This is a genomic window from Micromonospora sp. NPDC000442 (assembly GCF_042898635.1).
Lineage (GTDB): Bacteria > Actinomycetota > Actinomycetes > Mycobacteriales > Micromonosporaceae > Micromonospora.
In genome coordinates, this window is the sequence record NZ_JBIAYZ010000018.1 from 1 (window position 1) to 19,027 (window position 19,027).

Here is a 19,027-nt window from a genome sequence, read left to right on the forward strand (position 1 = left end):
AACGCCCGGTCTCATTCCGAACCCGGAAGCTAAGCCCTCCAGCGCCGATGGTACTGCACCCGGGAGGGTGTGGGAGAGTAGGACACCGCCGGACACACGTCACAGTCGAGGGCCACCCGGAATCGGGTCGGCCCTCGACTGCGTTGCGTCGTTGATACGGCGTACTCAGGAAGGATGTACCTGTGAGTTCAGCACCTCAGGGCGGGGACCGCCCCCGGGGTTACGAGGGTCGGCCGGCGGATCGTGACGGCGGACCCCGCCGCGGTGACCGCCCGTCGCGCCATGACCGGGGAGAGGAGCGGGGCTCCCGCGACGGCGCACGCGACGCTGGCGGGTACGGCAGCGACCGTCCCCGGTCCGGCGGCTTCCGCCGGGAAGGTGACCGTCGTGAAGGCGGCTTCCGCGACAGCGGCCGCTCGGGCGGTGGGTTCAGGGGCGAGCGTAGCGACCGTGGGTTCGGTGGCCGTGAGGGCTCCAGCGACCGGGACCGCGGCACTGACGGCTTCCGCGGTGCCGACCGCCGCGATGGCGACCGCCGTGAGGGCGGCTTCCGGCGCGACAATGGCGAGCGTTCCGGCGGATTCCGTGGCGGCGACCGGGCAACCGGCGGGTTCCGTGGCGACCGCCGTGAGGGTGGCTTCCGTGGTGGTGAGCGTCGCGAGGGCGGCTTCCGCGAGGGTGACCGCCGTGAGGGCGGGTTCCGTGGCAATGATCGCCGTGACGGTGGCGAGCGTCGCGAGGGTGGCTTCCGTGGTGGTGACCGCCGTGAGGGCGGGTTCCGTGGCGGTGAGCGTCGCGAGGGCGGCTTCCGTGATGGTGAGCGTCGCGAGGGCGGGTTCCGTGGCGGTGAGCGTCGCGAGGGCGGCTTCCGTGGCGGTGAGCGTCGCGAGGGCGGCTTCCGTGAGGGTGAGCGTCGTGAGGGCGGGTTCCGTGGCGGTGAGCGCCGTGAAGGTGGCTTCCGTGGCGGTGAGCGTCGCGAGGGCGGCTTCCGCGAGGGTGACCGTCGTGAAGGTGGTTTCCGTGGTGGTGACCGCCGTGAAGGTGGTTTCCGTGGTGGTGACCGCCGTGAGGGTGGTTCCCGCGATGGTGAGCGCCGGGATGGTGGCTTCCGCGGGGGTGAGCGTCGTGAGGGCGGGTTCCGTGGGGGAGACCGCGAGGGCGGCGGGTTCCGTGGAGGTGACCGCCGTGAGGGCGGCTTCCGTGGCGGTGAGCGTCGCGAGGGCGGGTTCCGTGGCGGTGAGCGCCGCGAGGGCGGGTTCCGTGGGGGCGACCGCAGGGACGGTGACCGTCGGGACGGCGGCTTCCGTGGTGAGCGCCGCGAAGGCGGGTTCCGGGACCGCCGCGATGGCGACAGCTCCGGCGGTGAGCGCCGCGAGGGCGGTTTCCGCGGGGGTGAGCGCCGGGACGGTGGCTTCCGGAGCGGTGAGCGCCGCGAGGGTGGCTTCCGCGGGAGCGACCGCCGTGAGGGCGGCTTCGGTGGGAGCGACCGCCGGGACGGTGAGCGCCGGGACGGTGGGTTCCGGGGTGGCGACCGTCGCGAGGGTGGCTTCCGGGATCGGGACGGCGCTCGTGGAGCCGGCGGCTTCGGCGATCGCCGGGACGGTGGCTTCCGCCGTGGGGCGGATGAGCGTGGCGGCGAGCGCCGTGGCGGTGGCTTCCGGGATCGGGACGACCGGGATGGTGAGCGTCGCTTCGGACGACGTGACGATCGGGTCGGACCCGGTTCGACCGAGGACGGGCGTACGCAGGCGCCGGCACTTCCTGACGAGATCGTCGCGACCGACCTGGACAAGGAGGTCCGCGCAGAACTGCTGTCGTTGGCGAAGCCGGTCGCGGAGACCGTTGCCCGGCATCTCGTGGCGACCGGTCAACTGATCGACGAGGACCCGGCGGAGGCGCTCGCGCACGCACTGGCCGCTCGTCGGCTCGCGTCGCGGATCTCCTCGGTTCGAGAAGCTGTGGGCCTGGCCGCCTACCACGCCGGGGAGTGGCAGTCGGCCATCGCCGAGCTGCGGACGTACCACCGGATGAGTGGTGCGCAGAGCCACCTCGCGGTGATCGCGGACAGCGAGCGGGCACTGGGCCGGCCCGAGCGCGCCATCGACCTCTTCCGCGGCGCCGACCAGGAGAAGCTGGACCGGGCCGTCGCCATCGAACTGCTAATCGTGGCCGCCGGCGCTCGTGGCGACCTCGGCCAGCGGGACGCGGCCGTGGCGATGCTCCAGGTCCCCGAGCTGACCACCGATGCCGTGCAGCCGTGGACGGCACGGCTGCGGTACGCGTACGCCGACGCGTTGCTGGCCGTGGGACGGCGGGCCGAGGCACGGGAGTGGTTCTCCCGCGCGGCGGAGCTGGACACCGAGGCTGAGACCGACGCCGCCGAGCGGCTGCTCGAACTCGACGGTGTGGTCATCGAGGGTGACGACGAGGACGAGGTGACCGACGAACTGGCCGCTGGTCCGGGTGCCCCTGGTGCCGTGCCGGCCCATCCGGACGCCGGCCCGTCGACCATCGCCGGGGACCGCGACCAGGACGACCCGGCCGGGGATGACCTCACGTCCGACGAGCCTGCGGCCGAGGCGACGGCCGTCACGGAGCAGGGCTCCGATGCGACGGTCCTCGGAGAGCCGAACGACGGCGACCTGACGATCGAGGAGCAGGCAGCCGTCCACCCGATCGACGATCAGCCCGCCGACGATCACCCGGTCGTCGCGGACCCCACGGCCCAGAACCTGGCGGCCGACCCGCCGGGCGCCGACGTTGAGCGGGACGCGGACGGCGACGGGGCATCGGACACCGAGACGGCCTCCGGGGCCACCCCGGAGAGCACCGAGCTCGGTGCGGACCGTCGCGAGGCGGACGGGACCGAGGAACCGGAGGCACGGCAGCGATGAGCGGGGACCGGCTGGTGGACGGCTACGCCCTGGTCGTCTTCGACCTGGACGGGGTGATCTACCTGATCGACCAGCCGATCCCCGGCGCGGTCGAGACGGTCGCCCGACTGCACGGTGAGGGCCGAGCCGTCGCGTACGCGACGAACAACGCCTCGCGCCGCGCCGCCGACGTTGCCGACCTGCTCACCGGGATGGGTGTGCCGGCGCGACCGGAGGAGGTGCTCACCAGCGCCGCCGCGGCCGCTCAACTGCTGGGCGAGCGGCTGCCGGCCGGCGCGCCGGTGCTCGTGGTGGGAGCCGAGGCGCTCCGGACCGAGATCAGCGAGGCCGGGCTCAAGCCGGTCGCCACGGCCGACGAGGCACCGGTCGCGGTGATCCAGGGGTACGGCCCCCAGGTGGGCTGGACCGATCTGGCCGAGGCGGCGGTGGCGGTACGGGCCGGCGCGACCTGGGTGGCCACGAACACCGACCGGACCCTGCCCAGCGGGCGTGGCCCGTTGCCGGGCAACGGCGCACTGGTGGCCGCGCTGGCCACCGCGCTCGGCCGGGACCCGGACGAGATCGTCGGCAAGCCGGCACCGGAGCTGTTCGCCACCGCCGCCCGGCGGGCGGACAACGGCCGTACGGTGGTCGTCGGTGACCGGCTGGACACCGACATCGAGGGTGCCAACCGGGCCGGCCTGGACAGCCTGCTGGTCCTCACTGGTGTCAGCGACGCCGCCGAGCTGCTCGCCGCGCCCGCCGAGCGACGGCCGACGTACGTCTCGTGGGACCTGACCGGGCTCTTCGAACCCGACGGTGTGGTGCGGGTGCCGGCGTCGGACGCCGACCACGGCGGCTGGCAGGTGACCACCGGGGCCGACGGCTGGCAGCTGTCCGGCTCTGGACGTGCGCTGGACGCGCTCGCCGCGCTCTGCGCGGTGGCCTGGCGCAGCCACCCCGCCGGCCCGGTCCGGCCGGCGTCCTCGCAGGCGGTGCAGGTGCTGGAGCGGCTCGGCCTGGCCCCCTGACCGGGTCAGAGCAGCTTGCGGAGCTTCATCAGGTCGAACGGGTTCGCCTTGATCGACACGCGGCGGTTGGCGACTGCGCGGGTGACGTCGAGATCGCCGCGCACCAGGGCCAGCAGGTCGTCGCTGGTGGTGCTCATGGCGATCTTCGCTTTCGGATCGTCACCGTCGGCGAGCTCCACCAGCCTTCCGCCGGTGAGCCGGCCGTGGAAGGCGGTCTCCAGATCAGTGATCCGGCAGGCCAGGGTGCGATCCAGGTCCACGCGATCGCGGACGGTCTCCGCGTTGCGTTCGAGCCGGGCGGCCAGATCCTGCAACGCCTGCCGACACTCGTCCACCGTGGCCACCAATCGCCTCCTCGCCACACCACGTCGTCTCCCGGCACCGTACCGCACAGGACGGTTCCGGCGGCCCGGTAGCGTGACACCTGCACAGCCGTCGGGCGAAAGGACTCAGGCATGCAGGACGCGTGGCGCGCCTACCTCGAACTGGCCATGGGCCTGACGGAGGCGCCCCGGAAGAAGGCACAGGACGCGGTGCGCCGGGCGATGGGATCGACCGGAGCGACCGCCGCCCAGTTGCAGACCCTCGCCGAGGAGTTGCGGTCGACCGGCGCGGCCAACCGCGAGGCCCTGACCAAGCTCGTGCGGTTCGAGGTCGAGCGGGCGCTCGGCGCGGTGGGCCTGGCCACCGCCGAGGAGGTCGCCGAACTGGACCGCCGGGTGCGCGAGTTGGAACGCCAACTCCGGGCCGCCTCCGGTACGCCCGCCAGCGGCACCGCGCCGGCCCCCGTGACGGCCCCCGGGTCCGTCGACACCCCGTCCGTCGACACCCCGTCCGTCGGCATGCCGTCGACCGCCGCCGCAGCCCCACCCACGAAGGCGGTCGCGAAGAAGGCGGTGGCCAAGAAAACGGTGGCCAAGAAGGCGGTAGCGAAGAAGGCGGTTGCGAAGAAGGCGGTAGCGAAGAAGGCGGTTGCGAAGAAGGCCGTGGCGAAGAAGACGGTCGCCGAGAAGGCAGGGGGGACGGTTGTGCGTACCGCCGATGGTGAACCGACGCCGCGACCGACGAAGGCCGCACCGGCGCGCCGGCCGCGCCCGGACGGTGTCGCGTGACCCGGCGGCGCGCCGCCACCGCACGGGGCGGCACGACGGCCGGCCACGGCGCCGGTCCGGCGGTGCGGGAGGTGACGGCATGACCGCGCCGCGGCCCGGTCCGCCGCCGGGCCCGCGTCCCGGTCCACCGCCGCAGCGCTGGACCGGTGCGGGCGGGCAGGACGACGGTCATCCGGCGGTGGACGCCGCGGTGCAGGCGATCGCCAACGCCGCGGCGCTCGGCCCCGCCGACCAGATCGCCCAGTACGAAGCCGCGTACCAGACGCTGCGGGAGACGCTGGCCACCATCGACCAGGCCTGAGGAGGCGCGTCCATCCATGGCACGGCGTAACCGGTTGGACGCCGAACTCGTCCGTCGCGGTCTGGCCCGCTCCCGCGAGCAGGCGGTCGCGTTGGTGGAGGCCGGCCGCGTGCAGCTGCGTGGGGTGCCGGCCCGCAAGGCCGCCGCGATGGTCGATCCCGCCGATCCGTTGCTGGTCAGCGGTGCCGACCCCACCTCGGAGTACGTCTCCCGGGGCGGGCACAAGCTGGCTGGCGCACTCGCCGCGTTCACCCCCGCCGGGCTGGTGGTGCGTGGTCGACGCTGCCTCGACGCGGGCGCGTCCACCGGTGGTTTCACCGACGTGCTGCTGCGCGCCGACGCCGCCGAGGTGGTCGCGGTGGACGTCGGCTACGGCCAGCTGGCCTGGTCGTTGAGAAACGACCCCCGGGTACGGGTCCTGGAACGCACGAACGTTCGGACGCTGACCCCGGAGACGATCGGCGGCCCGGTCGACCTGACCGTCGCCGACCTGTCGTTCATCTCGCTGCGGCTGGTGCTGCCGGCCCTGGCGGCCTGCACCCGGGCCGACGGTGACCTGGCGCTGATGGTCAAACCGCAGTTCGAGGTGGGCCGGGAGCGGGTCGGCTCCGGTGGGGTGGTGCGCGATCCGGAACTTCGGGCGCAGGCGGTGCTGGACGTCGCCACGGCGGCCGCGACGCTGCGGCTGGGACTGGCGGATCTCGCGGCCAGCCCGCTGCCCGGGCCGAGCGGCAACGTCGAGTTCTTCGTATGGTTACGCCGGGACGCGCCACCGGCCGACCCGCACCGGGTGCGGGCCGTGGTGGCGGCCGGGCCAGGCGGCCCGGTGACGTCCGGCGACAGGCCGGACGAGCCGACGGAGGAGGTGGCCACGTGAGCGAGCGGAGCGAGCGAACCGTTTGGCACAGCGGCGTGAGCTGGTCTCGGCGAGCGAACCATCAGCGCGGTGTGCACGGGCGGTCGTCGCGGTGACCCGCACGGCCCTGTTGGTGACGCACACCGGCCGTCGGCGCAGCACCGAGCATGCCCGTACGGTCGCTGCGGACCTGATCGCCGCCGGGTTCGAGGTGCGGGTGGTGGCGGAGGAGGCCGAGGACCTCGACCTGCCGGGTGTGGTGCCGGTGACCGGGCCGGAGACGGCCGAAGGCGCCGAGATCGTCTTCGCGCTCGGTGGGGACGGCACGTTCCTGCGCGCCGCGGAGCTGGCCCGGCCGGCGAAGGTGCCGCTGCTCGGCATCAACCTCGGCAAGGTCGGCTTTCTCGCCGAGGCGGAGATCGACGACCTCGACGTGGCGGTCCGTGACGTGGTCAGCCGCAACTACAGCGTCGACGAGCGGCTCACCCTCGACGTGACGGCGGAGTTCGACGGTGGGCCGACCATCGAGTCGTGGGCCCTCAACGAGATCAGCGTCGAGAAGGGCGAGCGGGCCCAGATGCTGGAACTGCTCGTCGACGTCGACGGGCGGCCGCTGTCCCGGTACGGCTGCGACGGCGTGGTCTGTGCCACGCCCACCGGTTCCACGGCGTACGCCTTCTCCGGCGGCGGGCCGGTGGTCTGGCCCGAGGTGGAGGCGTTGCTGCTGGTGCCGATCAGCGCGCACGCGTTGTTCAGTCGGCCGCTGGTGACCGCCCCCACCTCCACCATGACGATCACCGTCGACCCGTTCACCACCCTGGCCGTGCTCTGCTGCGACGGGCGGCGGGTCTACGACCTGCCGCCGGGCGCCCGGGTCACCGTGCGGCGGGGCACCCTGCCGGTGCGGATCGTCCGGCTGCGGGACCGGTCGTTCACCGCGCGCCTGGTGGCCAAGTTCGACCTTCCGGTGCACGGCTGGCGGGGCAACCGCCGTTGACCAACCGCCTCGTGACGCGTCGGCGGTAACCGCACGGACACCTACCCGCCGGTCAGCTGTCCGTGCGGTGTCCACCTGGCGACATGTCGCCGGTGCGGCGGACCCGGACTAGTGACCGTGCGGTGAACCGCGTCGCAGACTCCGAGCGGTCGATCTTTGATGGATCGGCCCCGGAGCAGAGGAGCGCATCGCATGCACAGGCCCCCACGCTGGCTGATCGCCGGCGCGGCCGGCGCGTTGGCCATCGGACTCGCCACCCCCGTGTCCGCCGACCCGCCCGCTCAGCCCACCGGCCCGGTACCAGGGCCGACCGCACCCGGTACCGGACCCGTCCGGATCACCTTGATCACCGGTGACCAGGTCGACCTCGCTCCGGCGGCGCCCGGCCGGGTCGCCGCCACCGTCCGCCCCGGCCCCGGCCGGGAACGGGTCATCTTCCAGACCATGGAGGTCGACGGCGGACTGCGGGTGCTGCCCAGCGACGTCCTGCCGTACGTCTCCAGTGGCGTGCTCGACGCCAACCTGTTCGACGTGCAGGAACTGGCCGAGGACGGCTACGGCGACGCCGCGCAGGGCGTCCTGCCGCTTATCGTGCGCTACCAGGAGCCGGCGTCCGGCCGCGTTCGCCCGCTGGCCGCCGCCGCCGAGGCCCGCCCCCTGGCGAGCATCAACGGCGCCGCCGTACGGGTCGGCAAGGGCGAGGTCGGTGACCTGTGGACACAGTTGGCCGGCGCGCCGGCACGCCGTCAGTCCACCGCCGTCACCACCCCGCGGCTGGGTGCCGGCATCGCCAGCATCTGGCTGGACGGACGGGTCCGTCCGACCCTGGAACACAGCGTGCCGCAGATCGGCGCGCCCGCCGCCTGGGCGGCCGGCCGCGACGGCAGCGGTGTCACGGTGGCGGTGCTCGACACCGGCGTCGACGCCACCCACCCGGACCTGGTCGGTCGGATCGCCGAGGCGCGGGACTTCTCCGGCAGCGGCAGCGCGCGTGACGGGCACGGCCACGGCACGCACGTCGCCGCGACCGTCGCCGGCAGCGGAGCCGCCTCGGGTGGCCTGCGCAAGGGTGTCGCCCCCGGCGCGCGGCTGTTGGTCGGCAAGGTTCTCAGCGACAGCGGTGCCGGCTTCGAGTCGGACATCATCGCGGCGATGGAGTGGGCCGCCCATGCCGGCGCGAGAGTGGTAAACATGAGCCTCGGTGGCGGCCCGACCGACGGCACCGATCCGATGAGTCAGGCGCTCAACGATCTGACCGCACAGACCGGGGCGCTCTTCGTGGTCGCCGCCGGCAACTCCGGCGCTCCGCGTACCGTCGGCTCGCCCGGCGCGGCCACCTCGGCCCTGACCGTCGGGGCGGTGGACCGGGACGACAATCTGGCGGCGTTCTCCAGCCGAGGGCCGCGCCTCGGTGACAACGGTCTGAAGCCGGAGATCACCGCGCCGGGCGTCGGTATCGTCGCCGCCCGGTCCACCGGCACCAGCATGGGGACGCCGGTGGGCGAGGCGTACACGACCGCCTCCGGCACCTCGATGGCCACTCCGCACGTGGCGGGCGCGGCGGCGATCCTCGCTCAGGAGCACCCCGACTGGACCGCCGGGAAGCTCAAGGACGCACTGGTCAGCACCACGAAGGCGAATCCGCAGCTGACCGTCTTCGAGCAGGGCGGTGGCCGGGTCGACGTGGCCCGGGCGCTCGGCCAGCGGGTGTACGCCTCGGCCACCGCCGACTTCGGTCGGGTGGTCGACGATGGCGGCGCGGTCGAGCGGCACGTCACGTACACAAACGCCACGACGACCCCGCAGACCCTGCGGCTCGCCCTGGACCTGCGCAACACGGACACCGGCGTGCCCGAGACCGACGGTGTCGCGGTCGGAGCCGGGCAGGTCACCGTGCCGGCGGGCGGCAGTGTGCCGGTGTCGCTGCGGGCCGACCCGGCGAAGCTGGCCCACGGACCACACGGTGGCTGGCTGGTGGCGACCGGCGCGGACGGCGTCGTGGCGCGAACGCCGGTGGCGTTCACCCTCAGCCGCCCGATGCGCAACGTCACGATCAAGGTGCTGGACCGGCAGGGTGAGCCGACCCTCTCACCGGGACTGACGTTCTTCGGCGAGCAACCCGAGTCGGACTTCTGGGGGTGGTGGCCGGGCGAGGGCACCCTCCAGGTCGAGGAGGGCACGTACCTGCTGACCGCGTTGGTCGAGCACGGCGCGCCCCTGGACGAGCAGCTGACCTCCCTCATCGAGCCGGAGCTGACCGTCGACCGGGATCTGACCGTGGTGCTGGACGCGCGCAGAAGCACCCCGGTGCGGATCGAGACGCCGAAACCGGCCGAACAGCGGGCGTCGCTCAGTTACTACGTACACCGGGTGTTGGGCAACGGCCGGCAGGTCGCCCACGGTGTGCTGGCGTTCAGCACCGTGCAGCAGGTCAACGTCACGCCGACCCGGCCGGTGCGGATGGGAGAGTTCGAGTTCGCCTCCCGCTGGCAGCTCGTCGCGCCGATGGTGGACGCGAAGATCAGCGGTGTGTCCGGCCCGGCGGACATCAACCTGCTGGGTACGTCGCCGGCCCCGACCGGCCGGCGGAAACTGCCGCTGGTCTGGGCCGGCACCGGCAAGCCCGGCGAGTTGACCGGGGCGCGGGACGCCGCCGTGCTGCTCGGCGCCGATCCGGACCGCCCGGAGGAGGAACAGGTCGCCGCTGCCGCTGCCGCCGGCGCCGCCGCGGTGCTGATCGTCCGGCCGGCGGACTTCAGCGCCTGGACGGTGTGGCGCCCGGACGGAGACCGGTTGCCGATTCCGTCGCTGGTGGTGGCCCATGACGACGGGCAGCGGCTGATCGCGGCGGCGCGCAAGGGCCGGGCGACGCTGGACCTCACGTTGTCCGTCAACAGCCCCTATCTCTACGACGTGTGGCAGGTGGCGAAGGAGCGGGTGCCGGAGCGGGTCGTGCACACCGTGACGGCGAAGAACACCGCCGAGGTGACCGCGAGCTACGGCGGCACCGGCGCGGACTGGGCCACCGAGCAGCGGTTCGGCTGGCGTCCGTGGCAGGAGTACTCCTGGAACGACGACCAGCGCATGGTGCGCAACGGCACCACCCGCAAGGAGTTCGTCAGCGCCGGGGACAACTGGTGGCAGCATCGTGTGCTGCACAAGATGATGTTCGCCTGGGGGCCGCTGGAGGACGGCCTGACCCAGGAGCCCCGGCGGTACGCCGCCACCGACCGGGTGACCGAGAGCTGGCACGCCCCGGTGATCCGCCCAGCGGTGCCGGCCGGCACCGCTGGCCCGGTACCCCGACGGACCGGTGACACCCTGAACCTGCGGGTGGCCGAGTTCGTCGACGCCGACGGCCACGTCGGCGGGGCTGGCTCCGGCGAGGAGCCGGCGACGGTCGAGGCCCGCCTCAGCCGAGACGGGCGGCAGATCGCGGACCTCTCCGCCGGCTGGGTGCCGGTGCCCACCACCGCCGGCCCGGCCCGCTACCGGCTGGACGTGTCCACCCGACGCTCCTCCGCCACGTGGCGCTACGCCACCCGCACCGAGACGGCCTGGCAGTTCACCTCGGCGCGCCCGGCCGGGAGCGAGCCGATCCCGCTGCCCCTGCTCCAGATCGACTACCAGGTTCCCGCCGACCTGCACGGTGCGGTGCCCGGTAAGCGGTCGCACAAGCTCGGGCTGACCCTGCGCCAGCCGGCCGGGGTGGCCGCGCCGACCGGCACCAGCCTGCGGGTCGAGGTGTCCTTCGACGGCGGGCGGACCTGGCGCAAGGCCTCGGTGCGGGCGCACGGCACTCGCCACACCGCCACGGTGCCGGCCGGCCAGGGCGCCGTGTCGCTGCGGGTGCACGCCAGCGACCGGGCCGGAAACACCGTCGAGCAGACCGTGATCGACGCGTACGGGCTGCGCTGACGCGGCCGGGCGGGGGTGGCCGGGCGGCTGCCCCGCTCCGCCCGTCCGGTTCAGATCCAGCCTCGGCGGGCGACCTGGAACGCCAGTCCCGGTCGGGTGTCCACGCCGGCGACGGCCATCAGGTCGGCGAGCCGGCGCTGCACGGTCCGCCGGCTGACGCCGAGCTGCGAGGCGATGGACTTGTCCGGTACGCCGGCCACGAACAGTGACAGCAGCCGCACCTCGTCGGCGTCCGGCCGGTAGCCCTCGGCGGTTGGGTCTTCCGGGTCCTCTGGTGGTGCGGTGACGCGCAGCGGCGTGGCGATCCGCCAGTGGCTCTCGAAGAGGGCCAGCAGCGCGTCGAGCAGCTGACTGCGGCCGATCACCGCGGCGCTCGGTTCGCCGCTGCTGCGATCCGGTACCAGCGGGCAGACCGCCGTCCGGGCGTCCACGATGGCCAGGCGTACCGGCAGCCGGTCGAGGACCCGGGCCTGCTCGCCGGCGCGTACGCCCTGCTCGACGTCCTGCAACGCGTCCGGTTCGAGGAGCATCTCGCGTTCGTAGATGGCCCGGTAGCGCACCCCCCGGGCGAGGGCGTGGAACTCCTCGACGTTGTCCTGGCCGGGCATCGCCAGCGGGTTGGCCCGGCAGAACCAGAGCACCTCGTCCCGGGCGGCGTTCTGCAGGTCGCGCAGGCGTTCGCGGAGCATCCGCGCTCCGGTGATCACTTCCACCAGGTGCTCGGCGTCGTGCCGCCGCATCGCGGCCCGGTATTCCTCGGCGAGTTGGGTGACCGAGGCGCGGGCCGTCTCGAGCGCCTCCTGCTGGCGCAGCAGCACCCCGCCGAGCGGCACGTCCGGCGCGAGTGGGCGCAGCGGAGCGTCCGGTTCCGGGCCGACCGGCTGCACCAGCCCCTTGGCGCGCAGGGCGTCGAGGTGGGTGAGGATGTCCGTGCGGGGGCGGCGCAGCCGCTCGGCCAACTCCTCGACCCGCGCCCTGGTGAGCTGCACCAGACAGCGGTAGAGCTCCTCCTCCGCCGAGGTCAGGCCGATCACCCGCAACATGAGGCAGAACTGTACGACGACGCCGGTCGGGGCACGCCGGGGCCCGTGCCGGCTGGTCAAGTGTCGGGGACCGCGTCTACTGTCGGTTGCTGTGCTGGAGGAGCTACGCATCACCGGACTGGGCGTCATCGAGGACACGACGCTGCCGCTCACTGGCGGCATGAACGTCATCACCGGCGAGACCGGTGCCGGCAAGACGATGGTGGTGACCGGGCTCGGCCTGCTCTTCGGTGGCCGGGCCGACGCCGGTCGGGTACGCGCCGAACCTGGCCGTGCCGTCGTCGAGGGCCGGCTGCGCCTCGGTGGCCGGGTGGCGGAGACGGTGCACGCCCGGATCAGCGACGCCGGAGGTGATCCCGACGAGGACGGCTGCGTGCTGCTGAGCCGTACCGTCACCGTGGAGGGTCGGTCCCGGGCCCACCTGGGTGGTCGCGGCATGCCGGTGTCGATGCTCGGCGAGGTCGGCGAGCAGGTGGTCGCCGTACACGGTCAGTCCGACCAGCTGCGGCTGCTGCGCCCGGCCGAACAGCGCGCCGCGCTGGACCGGTTCGCCGGCCCCGAGCACGAGAAGTTGCTCGACGCGACGCGGGACGCGTTCACCCGGTGGCGTCGGGTGGTCGACGACCTGGCCGACCGGCGGCGCAACGCGCGGGAACGCCATCAGGAGACCGACCTGCTCCGGTTGGGCCTCGACGAGATCACCCGGGTGGATCCGCAGCCGGGTGAGGACGACGAGTTGAAGGCGGAGACGCAGCGACTGGAGCACGCGGAGGGTCTGCGTACCGCGGCCCAGTTGGCCCATCAGTGCGTGGCCGGCGGCTTGGAGGCCACCGACGACACCTCCGATGCCTCGACGCTGTTGGGCACCGCCCGGCGCACGCTGGAGGCGCAGGCCGGCACCGATCCGGCGCTCGGCGAACTGGCCGCCCGCCTGGAGGAGGCGGCCACGCTTGTCGCCGACGTGTCGGTGGAGCTGTCCACATACCTCACCAGCCTGGACGCCGATCCGGCCCGGTTGCAGGCGCTCTACGAGCGGCGGGCCGCGTTGCGCGCGTTGACCCGCAAGTACGCCGACGACGTCGACGGTGTGATCGCCTGGGCGGAGCGGGCCCGGACCCGACTGTCCGAGCTGGACAACTCCGACGAGCTGCTCGACGAGCTGGATCGGGAGGCGTCCCGGCTGGCTGGCGAGGTGGCCGAGCTGGCCGGCCGACTGTCGGTGTCCCGGCAGGAGGCGGCGGCGCGGTTCGCCGAGCAGGTCACCGTCGAGCTGGCCGGGCTGGCGATGCCACACGCCCGGATCGAGGTGGCGGTGCTGCCCCGACCCGCCGGGCGGGCCGAACCGACGTTGCCGGTCAACGGCGTCGACGTCGGTGTCGGGCCGGACGGCGGCGACGAGGTCGAGTTGCGGCTGCTGGCGCACCCCGGTGCGCCGTCGCTGCCGCTGCAACGGGGTGCCTCCGGCGGTGAGCTGTCCCGGGTGATGCTCGCCATCGAGGTGGTCTTCGCCGGTTCCGGCGGCCCGCCGACGCTGGTCTTCGACGAGGTCGACGCGGGTGTGGGTGGTCAGGCGGCGGTGGAGATCGGCCGGCGGCTGGCCCGGCTGGCCCGTAGCCACCAGGTCCTGGTGGTGACCCACCTGCCCCAGGTCGCCGCCTTCGCCGACCGGCACCTGGTGGTCGCCAAGGACACCGGCGGCGCGGTCACCACCAGCGGGGTGCGGGTGGTGGAGGACACCGAGCGGGCCCGGGAGCTCGCCCGGATGCTTGCGGGTTTGCCGGATTCGGATCTGGGTATCGCTCACGCCGAGGAACTCCTGGCCGTGGCGGCCAGGGAACGGCGGTCCTGAGACCGCGATTGTGAGCGGAGGCACACCGGCCTTCGCCCATGTGTGCTTCCCTGGGTAGGCGGCCCTGCTCAGGCATGTCGCGACAGATTCGCCTGCCTCACATGCCAGGATGGTCACGATGCGTCTACCCACGTTGCGCCGGGCCCGGAACGCGGAACCGGGACAGATCCTCGGCACCGCGCGCCTCGACCGCCGTACGAAGCGGCTGGTCGGCCGGCTCCGCCCCGGCGACATCGCGGTCATCGACCACGTCGACCTGGACCGGGTCGCTGCCGACTCGCTGGTCGCGGTCGGTGTCGGCGCGGTGCTCAACGCCAAACCGTCGGTTTCCGGCCGTTACCCCAACCTCGGGCCGGAGGTGTTGATCTCGGCGGGCATCCCGCTGCTCGACGACCTCGGCGAGGGCATCTTCGAGCGGATCCGTGAGGGCGACACGGTGCGCATCGAGGGCAACACCGTCTACCTGGACGACGATCCGGTGGCGCACGGCAGCCTCCAGGATCCCGAGAGCGTGGCCAAGGCGATGACCGACGCCCGGGAGGGCCTGTCGGTGCAGTTGGAGGCGTTCGCCGCCAACACCATGGACTACCTCAAGCAGGAGCGGGACCTGCTGCTCGACGGTGTCGGCGTGCCCGAGATCGCCACCGAGGTGCAGGGCCGGCACTGTCTGATCGTGGTCCGGGGCTACGACTACAAGGCCGACCTGGACGTGCTGCGCCCGTACATCCGGGAGTTCAAGCCGGTGCTGATCGGCGTCGACGGGGGCGCCGACGCTCTGGTCGAGGCGGGCTACACCCCAGATATGATCATCGGTGATATGGATTCGGTCACCGACGACGTGCTGCGCTGCGGCGCCGAGGTGATCGTGCACGCGTACCCGGACGGGCGGGCGCCGGGGCTGCCGCGCGTCAACGGCCTGGGGGTACCGGCGGTGACCTTCCCCGCCGCCGCCACCAGCGAGGACCTCGCCATGCTGCTGGCCGACGAGAAGGGCGCCTCGCTTATCGTCGCGGTGGGTACCCACGCCACGCTCGTCGAGTTCCTCGACAAGGGGCGCGGTGGCATGGCGTCGACGTTCCTCACCCGGCTCAAGGTCGGTGGCAAGCTGGTCGACGCCAAGGGGGTCAGCCGGTTGTACCGGCAGAGCATCTCGGGGTCGTCCCTGTTGCTGCTCGTCCTCTCGGCACTCGCCGCCATGGCCTCGGCGGTGGCCGTCTCCACCGTCGGTAAGGCGTACCTGGGCGTGGTCTCCGAGTGGTGGGACAATTTCGTGTTCCAGCTCGGCCAGCTCTTCTAGCTCCCGACCGATCAAGAGGCTTCAAGCGTGATCAACTTCCGGTACCACGTGGTATCCCTGACCGCGGTCTTCCTCGCCCTGGCGATCGGCCTGGTGGTCGGGACCGCCGCGCTCAACGGTCCGGTCGCGGACTCGCTCCGGGAGACCGTCAACGAGCTGCGCAAGGACAACCAGCACCAGCGCCAGGCGGTCCAGAACATGCAGCGGGAACTGGAGCTGGAGGAGGAGTTCGCTGCCGAGATAGCCCAGGTGATGCTGCCGGGCACGCTCAGCGGCAAGCGGGTGCTGGTGCTCAGCCTGCCCACCGGTCGCGATCACACCGAGGGTGTGCTCAACATGCTCCAGCTGGCCGGCGCCGACGTCACCGGGCGGATCGACCTGCAGGACAAGTTCATCAACCCGGAGAACAACAACGACCTGCTCGAACTGGCGGTCACCGCGGCCCGACCGACCGACGCGCCGACCGCGGGGCTGCCCGGCAACGGCCACGGCGTCGAGACCTCCAGCGCCCTGTTGGCCACCGTGCTGCTGGACCAGCCCGCCGGCGCCGAGCCGGTCACCGAGGCCGACCGGCGGGCGGTGCTGGCCGCGTACGGCAACGCCAACTACCTGACCACCTCGGACCGGATCACCGCGCCGGCCGAGGCCGTCGTGGTGATCAGTGGGCAGCCGTACGTGGACAAGGACTCCGCCAAGAAGGACGAGTCCGTGGTCAAGATCGCCGAGCAGTTCGACCGGACCGGGGGAATTGTGGTGGCCGGCAACGGCTCGGCCGGCGGCAATCTGGTGGCCTTCGTCCGGGGCGACGCGGTGCTCGCCCAAACCGTCTCGACCATCGACAACGCCAACACGGTCCAGGGCCAACTGGTCACCACCCTGGCGCTGGTGCAGCAGCTCGCCGAGCGCAAGGCCGGCCACTTCGGCGTCGGTGACAGCGCCGCCTCGCTGGTGCCTAGACTGCCCCAGTGAACCCGTTTCACCCTCCCCGCACGGTCCGACCCGTCGCCGGGTCGGAGGAGGTGCGCACGCGCCGCGCGGTACAGGTTGACAAGGTTCAGTGACCCGACGGGGCACCGGGTGCCCGATTCCGACGATCTCCGCCGGCCGGCGGGAGGGGATGGCGTGAGTGAGCGGGACGGTGACGTGACGGTCTTCGGTCGACTCCTGGTGGCCGGGATCGGTGCGGTCGCCGCCCGGTACGCGCTGCGCGAGATCCGTACCTCAGCGCCCGCGTCGGCCCTGGAACGGACGAACTTCCGGGGACGCAGCGTGACCCTGGCCGCCGGCCCGGCCCTCGCGCTGGGGGCCTCGGGTGCCGCGGCCTGCGGGGCGGCGAGTGTGCCGGCCGGGGCGGCGACCCTGGTGGCCGGGCTCGGTGCCGGTGCCGTGGGCCTCTACGACGACGTCGTCGGTGCCCGCCCGGAGCAGAAGGCGGCCAAGGGTTTCGCCGGACATCTGGCCGCGTTGCGGCAGGGCCGGGTCACCGCCGGCCTAGTCAAGATCGTCGGGGTGGGTGCGGCCGGACTGGGGGCGGCCGTCCTGCTCACCGCCGACCGTGGCGTGGCCGGGCATCCTCGCCGACGCGGGCAGGGCACGTTGACGCGGGGCGTCGACGTGCTGCTCGGCGCGGGGGTGGTGGCCGGCACGGCGAACCTGGTCAACCTGCTCGACCTGCGCCCCGGACGGGCCCTGAAGTCGGGCCTGCTGCTCGGTGCGCCGTTGAGCGGTGGCCGGCACGGCGGGATCGCCGCGGGTGCGGCCGGAGCCGCCGCCGGGCTGCTCCCCGCCGACCTCGCCGAGGACGTGATGCTCGGCGACAGCGGCGCGAACGCCCTCGGCGCGGTGCTCGGCGTGGCGCTGGCCGCCCGCACCGGCCCGGTCGGCCGGGCCGGGCTGCTCGCCGTCCTCGCCGGGCTCACCGCCGCCAGCGAGAAGGTGAGCTTCACGAAGGTCATCGCGAGCACGCCGGGGCTGCGTGAACTCGACGCGCTGGGCCGACGCGCCGACTGACGTGACCAGACCGGCCCCCCTCGCCGGCGCCGGCCGGTTGGCCGGAGCGGCGGCCCTCATCGCCGTACTCACCGTGGTCAGCAGGCTGGCCGGGTTTGGGCGTACCGCCGTGTTCACCTGGGTGGTGCAGGACAGCGACCTGGGCGCGATGTACGTCCTCGCGAACACCATCCCGAACATCATCTTCGAGATCGTCGCGGGTGGGGCGTTGGCCAGCCTGGTCGTACCGCTGCTCGCCGGAGCGGTCGCGGCGGGGGACCGGCGGGCGGTCGCGGCCACCACCGGCGCCCTGCTCACCTGGACGGTGACGCTGCTCGTGCCGCTGGCGGTGCTGGTGGCCCTGGGCGCTGGGCCGATCATCACCGCGCTCGGCGACGGCCGGTCACCGGAGGAACTGGCGGCCGGCGCCCGGATGCTGCGGGTCTTCGCGCCGCAACTGCCGCTGTACGGCATCGGCATCGTGCTCACCGGCGTGCTCCAGGCGCACCGGCGGTTCGCCTGGCCGGTGATCGCCCCGCTGCTGTCCAGCCTCACGGTGGTCGTCGTCTACCTGGTCTTCGCCGGGGTCGCCGGCACGGGAGCCAGCGTCGCGCAGGCCGGCCACGGCGGTGAGTTGATCCTGTCGGTCGGCACCACCCTCGGCGTGGTCGTGTTGTCGCTGTCGCTGCTGATCCCGCTGCGTCGGCTGCGGCTGACGCTGCGTCCCGGGTACGCGTTCCCAGCCGACGCGCGGGTCCGGGTGCGCGGGCTGGCGGTGGCCGGTGTGGTGACGGTCACCGCCCAGCAGGTCGCGCTGGCGGTGATCCTCTACCGGCTCGCCAGCGGCCGGACCGAGGCGTTCCAGGTGTTCAACCTGGCACAGACGTTCTACCTGCTGCCCTGGGCGGTGCTGGCGGTGCCGCTGGCCACCGCCGCGTACCCGACCCTGGCCACGGCGGCGGGCACGGACGAGCGGACCTACCGGAAGGTGCTGTCGGCGACCCTGCGCGGGGTGCTGTTGTGCAGCTTCCTCGGCGCCGCGGTGCTTGTCGGTGCGGCCGGCCCGATCGGCCGGTTCTTCCCGCTCGACAGCGACGCGACCGCCGACGCGATCGCCGGCTACGCCCCCGGGCTGATCGGTTACGGGCTGTTCGCGGTGCTGTCGCGTGCGTTGTACGCCCGGGGCGCGACGCGGGCGGCGACCGCCACCATCACCGCCGGTTGGCTGGCGGTGCCGCTGGTGTTGCTGCCGCTGTCGGCGCTGCTCCCGGTGGCCGATCGGGTGCTGGCGGTGGCGTTGGCCAACTCGGCGGGAATGCTGCTGCTCGGCGTGCTGCTGCTGGTCGCGGTCGCCCGGTCGGCCGGCCGGGAAGCGTTGGCCGGTGCCGGGCGGGCCGGCGGTGCCGGTCTGCTGGCCGGCGGTACGGCCGCCGTCGTCGCGGTGGCGATGCTGCGGCTGCTGGGCGCCGAGGGCGACCCCCCGGCGCGGTGGACGGCACTGATGCAGGGCATGCTGTCCGGAGTCCTGGTCGCTGTCGTGTTCCTCGCCGTGGTGTGGCTGGTCGACCGGCAGGATCTGCGGCCACTGCTGACCGGCCTGGGTCGACGCCTGCGCCGGGCCCGGCCAGGCGACCGGAAGGAGGAGGGGTCCCGGTGAGCGCGAGGAGTGAGCTTGCGAGCCCCGCAGTCGCGAACGGAGAGTCGGTCCGGTGAGCGCGAGGAGTGAGCTTGCGAGCCCCGCAGTCGCGAACGGAGTGTTGG

General features: G+C 73.3%; 15 protein-coding genes and 1 rRNA gene. 13 read left to right on the plus strand and 3 right to left on the minus strand.

All coding sequences use genetic code 11. The annotated features are described in order from the left end of the window. Positions 1–94, plus strand: a 5S ribosomal RNA gene (rrf, locus tag ACFY2A_RS24095); the annotation flags it as partial. Positions 95–188: 94 nt separating this feature from the next. Here rrf and ACFY2A_RS24100 read toward each other — a convergent pair. Continuing rightward, the gene (locus tag ACFY2A_RS24100; protein WP_387174751.1) at positions 189–1,907 is read right to left on the minus strand and encodes a hypothetical protein; all 1,719 of its coding nucleotides are present in this window, start codon (positions 1,905–1,907) and stop codon (positions 189–191) included. Here ACFY2A_RS24100 and ACFY2A_RS24105 point away from each other — a divergent pair. Together ACFY2A_RS24105 and ACFY2A_RS24110 are read left to right on the plus strand one after the other, a co-directional pair. Continuing rightward, positions 1,857–2,894 carry a tetratricopeptide repeat protein gene (locus ACFY2A_RS24105; protein WP_387174753.1) on the plus strand — a complete coding sequence of 346 codons (1,038 nt, stop codon included), beginning with the start codon at positions 1,857–1,859 and terminating at the stop codon, positions 2,892–2,894. The genes ACFY2A_RS24100 and ACFY2A_RS24105 overlap by 51 nt on opposite strands. Next, positions 2,891–3,904, plus strand: coding sequence for an HAD-IIA family hydrolase (locus tag ACFY2A_RS24110; RefSeq protein WP_387174755.1), 1,014 nt, complete (start codon positions 2,891–2,893; stop codon positions 3,902–3,904). The genes ACFY2A_RS24105 and ACFY2A_RS24110 overlap by 4 nt, the downstream gene beginning before the upstream one ends. A gap of 5 nt (positions 3,905–3,909) precedes the next feature. Here ACFY2A_RS24110 and ACFY2A_RS24115 read toward each other — a convergent pair whose 3' ends face one another. Then, positions 3,910–4,248 carry an SCP2 sterol-binding domain-containing protein gene (locus tag ACFY2A_RS24115; RefSeq protein WP_093409767.1) on the minus strand — a complete coding sequence of 113 codons (339 nt, stop codon included), beginning with the start codon at positions 4,246–4,248 and terminating at the stop codon, positions 3,910–3,912. A gap of 111 nt (positions 4,249–4,359) precedes the next feature. Between ACFY2A_RS24115 and ACFY2A_RS24120 the strand changes: the two genes are divergently transcribed. The 5 genes from ACFY2A_RS24120 (at position 4,360) to ACFY2A_RS24140 (ending at position 11,088) form a co-directional block, all read left to right on the plus strand. Further along, entirely contained in the window at positions 4,360–5,016 is a 657-nt protein-coding gene (locus ACFY2A_RS24120; RefSeq protein WP_387174757.1) for a phasin family protein, read from the plus strand. A 79-nt stretch (positions 5,017–5,095) separates the two neighbouring features. Continuing rightward, on the plus strand, positions 5,096–5,317 hold the full coding sequence (locus ACFY2A_RS24125) for a hypothetical protein (RefSeq protein ID WP_387174759.1): 222 nt from the start codon (positions 5,096–5,098) through the stop codon (positions 5,315–5,317). A 16-nt stretch (positions 5,318–5,333) separates the two neighbouring features. Next, a complete protein-coding gene (locus ACFY2A_RS24130; RefSeq protein WP_387174761.1) occupies positions 5,334–6,194 on the plus strand; it encodes a TlyA family RNA methyltransferase in 861 nt (286 codons plus the stop codon). A 91-nt stretch (positions 6,195–6,285) separates the two neighbouring features. After that, positions 6,286–7,170 (plus strand): NAD kinase, encoded by an 885-nt coding sequence (locus tag ACFY2A_RS24135; protein WP_363925160.1) that lies wholly within the window; start codon positions 6,286–6,288, stop codon positions 7,168–7,170. 192 nt (positions 7,171–7,362) lie between these two features. Further along, entirely contained in the window at positions 7,363–11,088 is a 3,726-nt protein-coding gene (locus tag ACFY2A_RS24140; protein ID WP_387174763.1) for a S8 family serine peptidase, read from the plus strand. A gap of 50 nt (positions 11,089–11,138) precedes the next feature. On the opposite strand, the gene ACFY2A_RS24145 is transcribed toward ACFY2A_RS24140, so the two are convergent. After that, positions 11,139–12,131, minus strand: coding sequence for a helix-turn-helix domain-containing protein (locus ACFY2A_RS24145; protein ID WP_387174765.1), 993 nt, complete (start codon positions 12,129–12,131; stop codon positions 11,139–11,141). 91 nt (positions 12,132–12,222) lie between these two features. Here ACFY2A_RS24145 and recN point away from each other — a divergent pair, with 91 nt between their 5' ends. The 5 genes from recN to murJ all read left to right on the plus strand — a co-directional run bounded on the left by recN (position 12,223) and on the right by murJ (position 18,923). Then, positions 12,223–13,980, plus strand: coding sequence for a DNA repair protein RecN (gene recN, locus ACFY2A_RS24150; protein WP_387174767.1), 1,758 nt, complete (start codon positions 12,223–12,225; stop codon positions 13,978–13,980). A 118-nt stretch (positions 13,981–14,098) separates the two neighbouring features. Next, positions 14,099–15,277, plus strand: coding sequence for a putative cytokinetic ring protein SteA (steA, locus tag ACFY2A_RS24155; protein ID WP_363925164.1), 1,179 nt, complete (start codon positions 14,099–14,101; stop codon positions 15,275–15,277). 27 nt (positions 15,278–15,304) lie between these two features. Continuing rightward, positions 15,305–16,246, plus strand: a complete 942-nt coding sequence (locus ACFY2A_RS24160; protein ID WP_387174769.1) for a copper transporter — start codon at positions 15,305–15,307, stop codon at positions 16,244–16,246. 174 nt (positions 16,247–16,420) lie between these two features. Further along, positions 16,421–17,287, plus strand: coding sequence for a hypothetical protein (locus ACFY2A_RS24165; protein WP_387174877.1), 867 nt, complete (start codon positions 16,421–16,423; stop codon positions 17,285–17,287). A gap of 1 nt (position 17,288) precedes the next feature. After that, a complete protein-coding gene (gene murJ, locus ACFY2A_RS24170) occupies positions 17,289–18,923 on the plus strand; it encodes a murein biosynthesis integral membrane protein MurJ (protein WP_387174771.1) in 1,635 nt (544 codons plus the stop codon). Positions 18,924–19,027 lie beyond the last annotated feature (104 nt).

Bases quoted from the DNA above. Each gene is read 5' to 3' on its own strand.
- ACFY2A_RS24120 (WP_387174757.1), top strand. From the start codon at position 4,360: ATGCAGGACGCGTGGCGCGCCTACCTCGAACTGGCCATGGGCCTGACG.
- ACFY2A_RS24140 (WP_387174763.1), top strand. From the start codon at position 7,363: ATGCACAGGCCCCCACGCTGGCTGATCGCCGGCGCGGCCGGCGCGTTG.
- steA (WP_363925164.1), top strand. From the start codon at position 14,099: ATGCGTCTACCCACGTTGCGCCGGGCCCGGAACGCGGAACCGGGACAG.
- ACFY2A_RS24125 (WP_387174759.1), top strand. From the start codon at position 5,096: ATGACCGCGCCGCGGCCCGGTCCGCCGCCGGGCCCGCGTCCCGGTCCA.
- ACFY2A_RS24110 (WP_387174755.1), top strand. From the start codon at position 2,891: ATGAGCGGGGACCGGCTGGTGGACGGCTACGCCCTGGTCGTCTTCGAC.
- ACFY2A_RS24145 (WP_387174765.1), bottom strand. From the start codon at position 12,131: ATGTTGCGGGTGATCGGCCTGACCTCGGCGGAGGAGGAGCTCTACCGC.
- ACFY2A_RS24130 (WP_387174761.1), top strand. From the start codon at position 5,334: ATGGCACGGCGTAACCGGTTGGACGCCGAACTCGTCCGTCGCGGTCTG.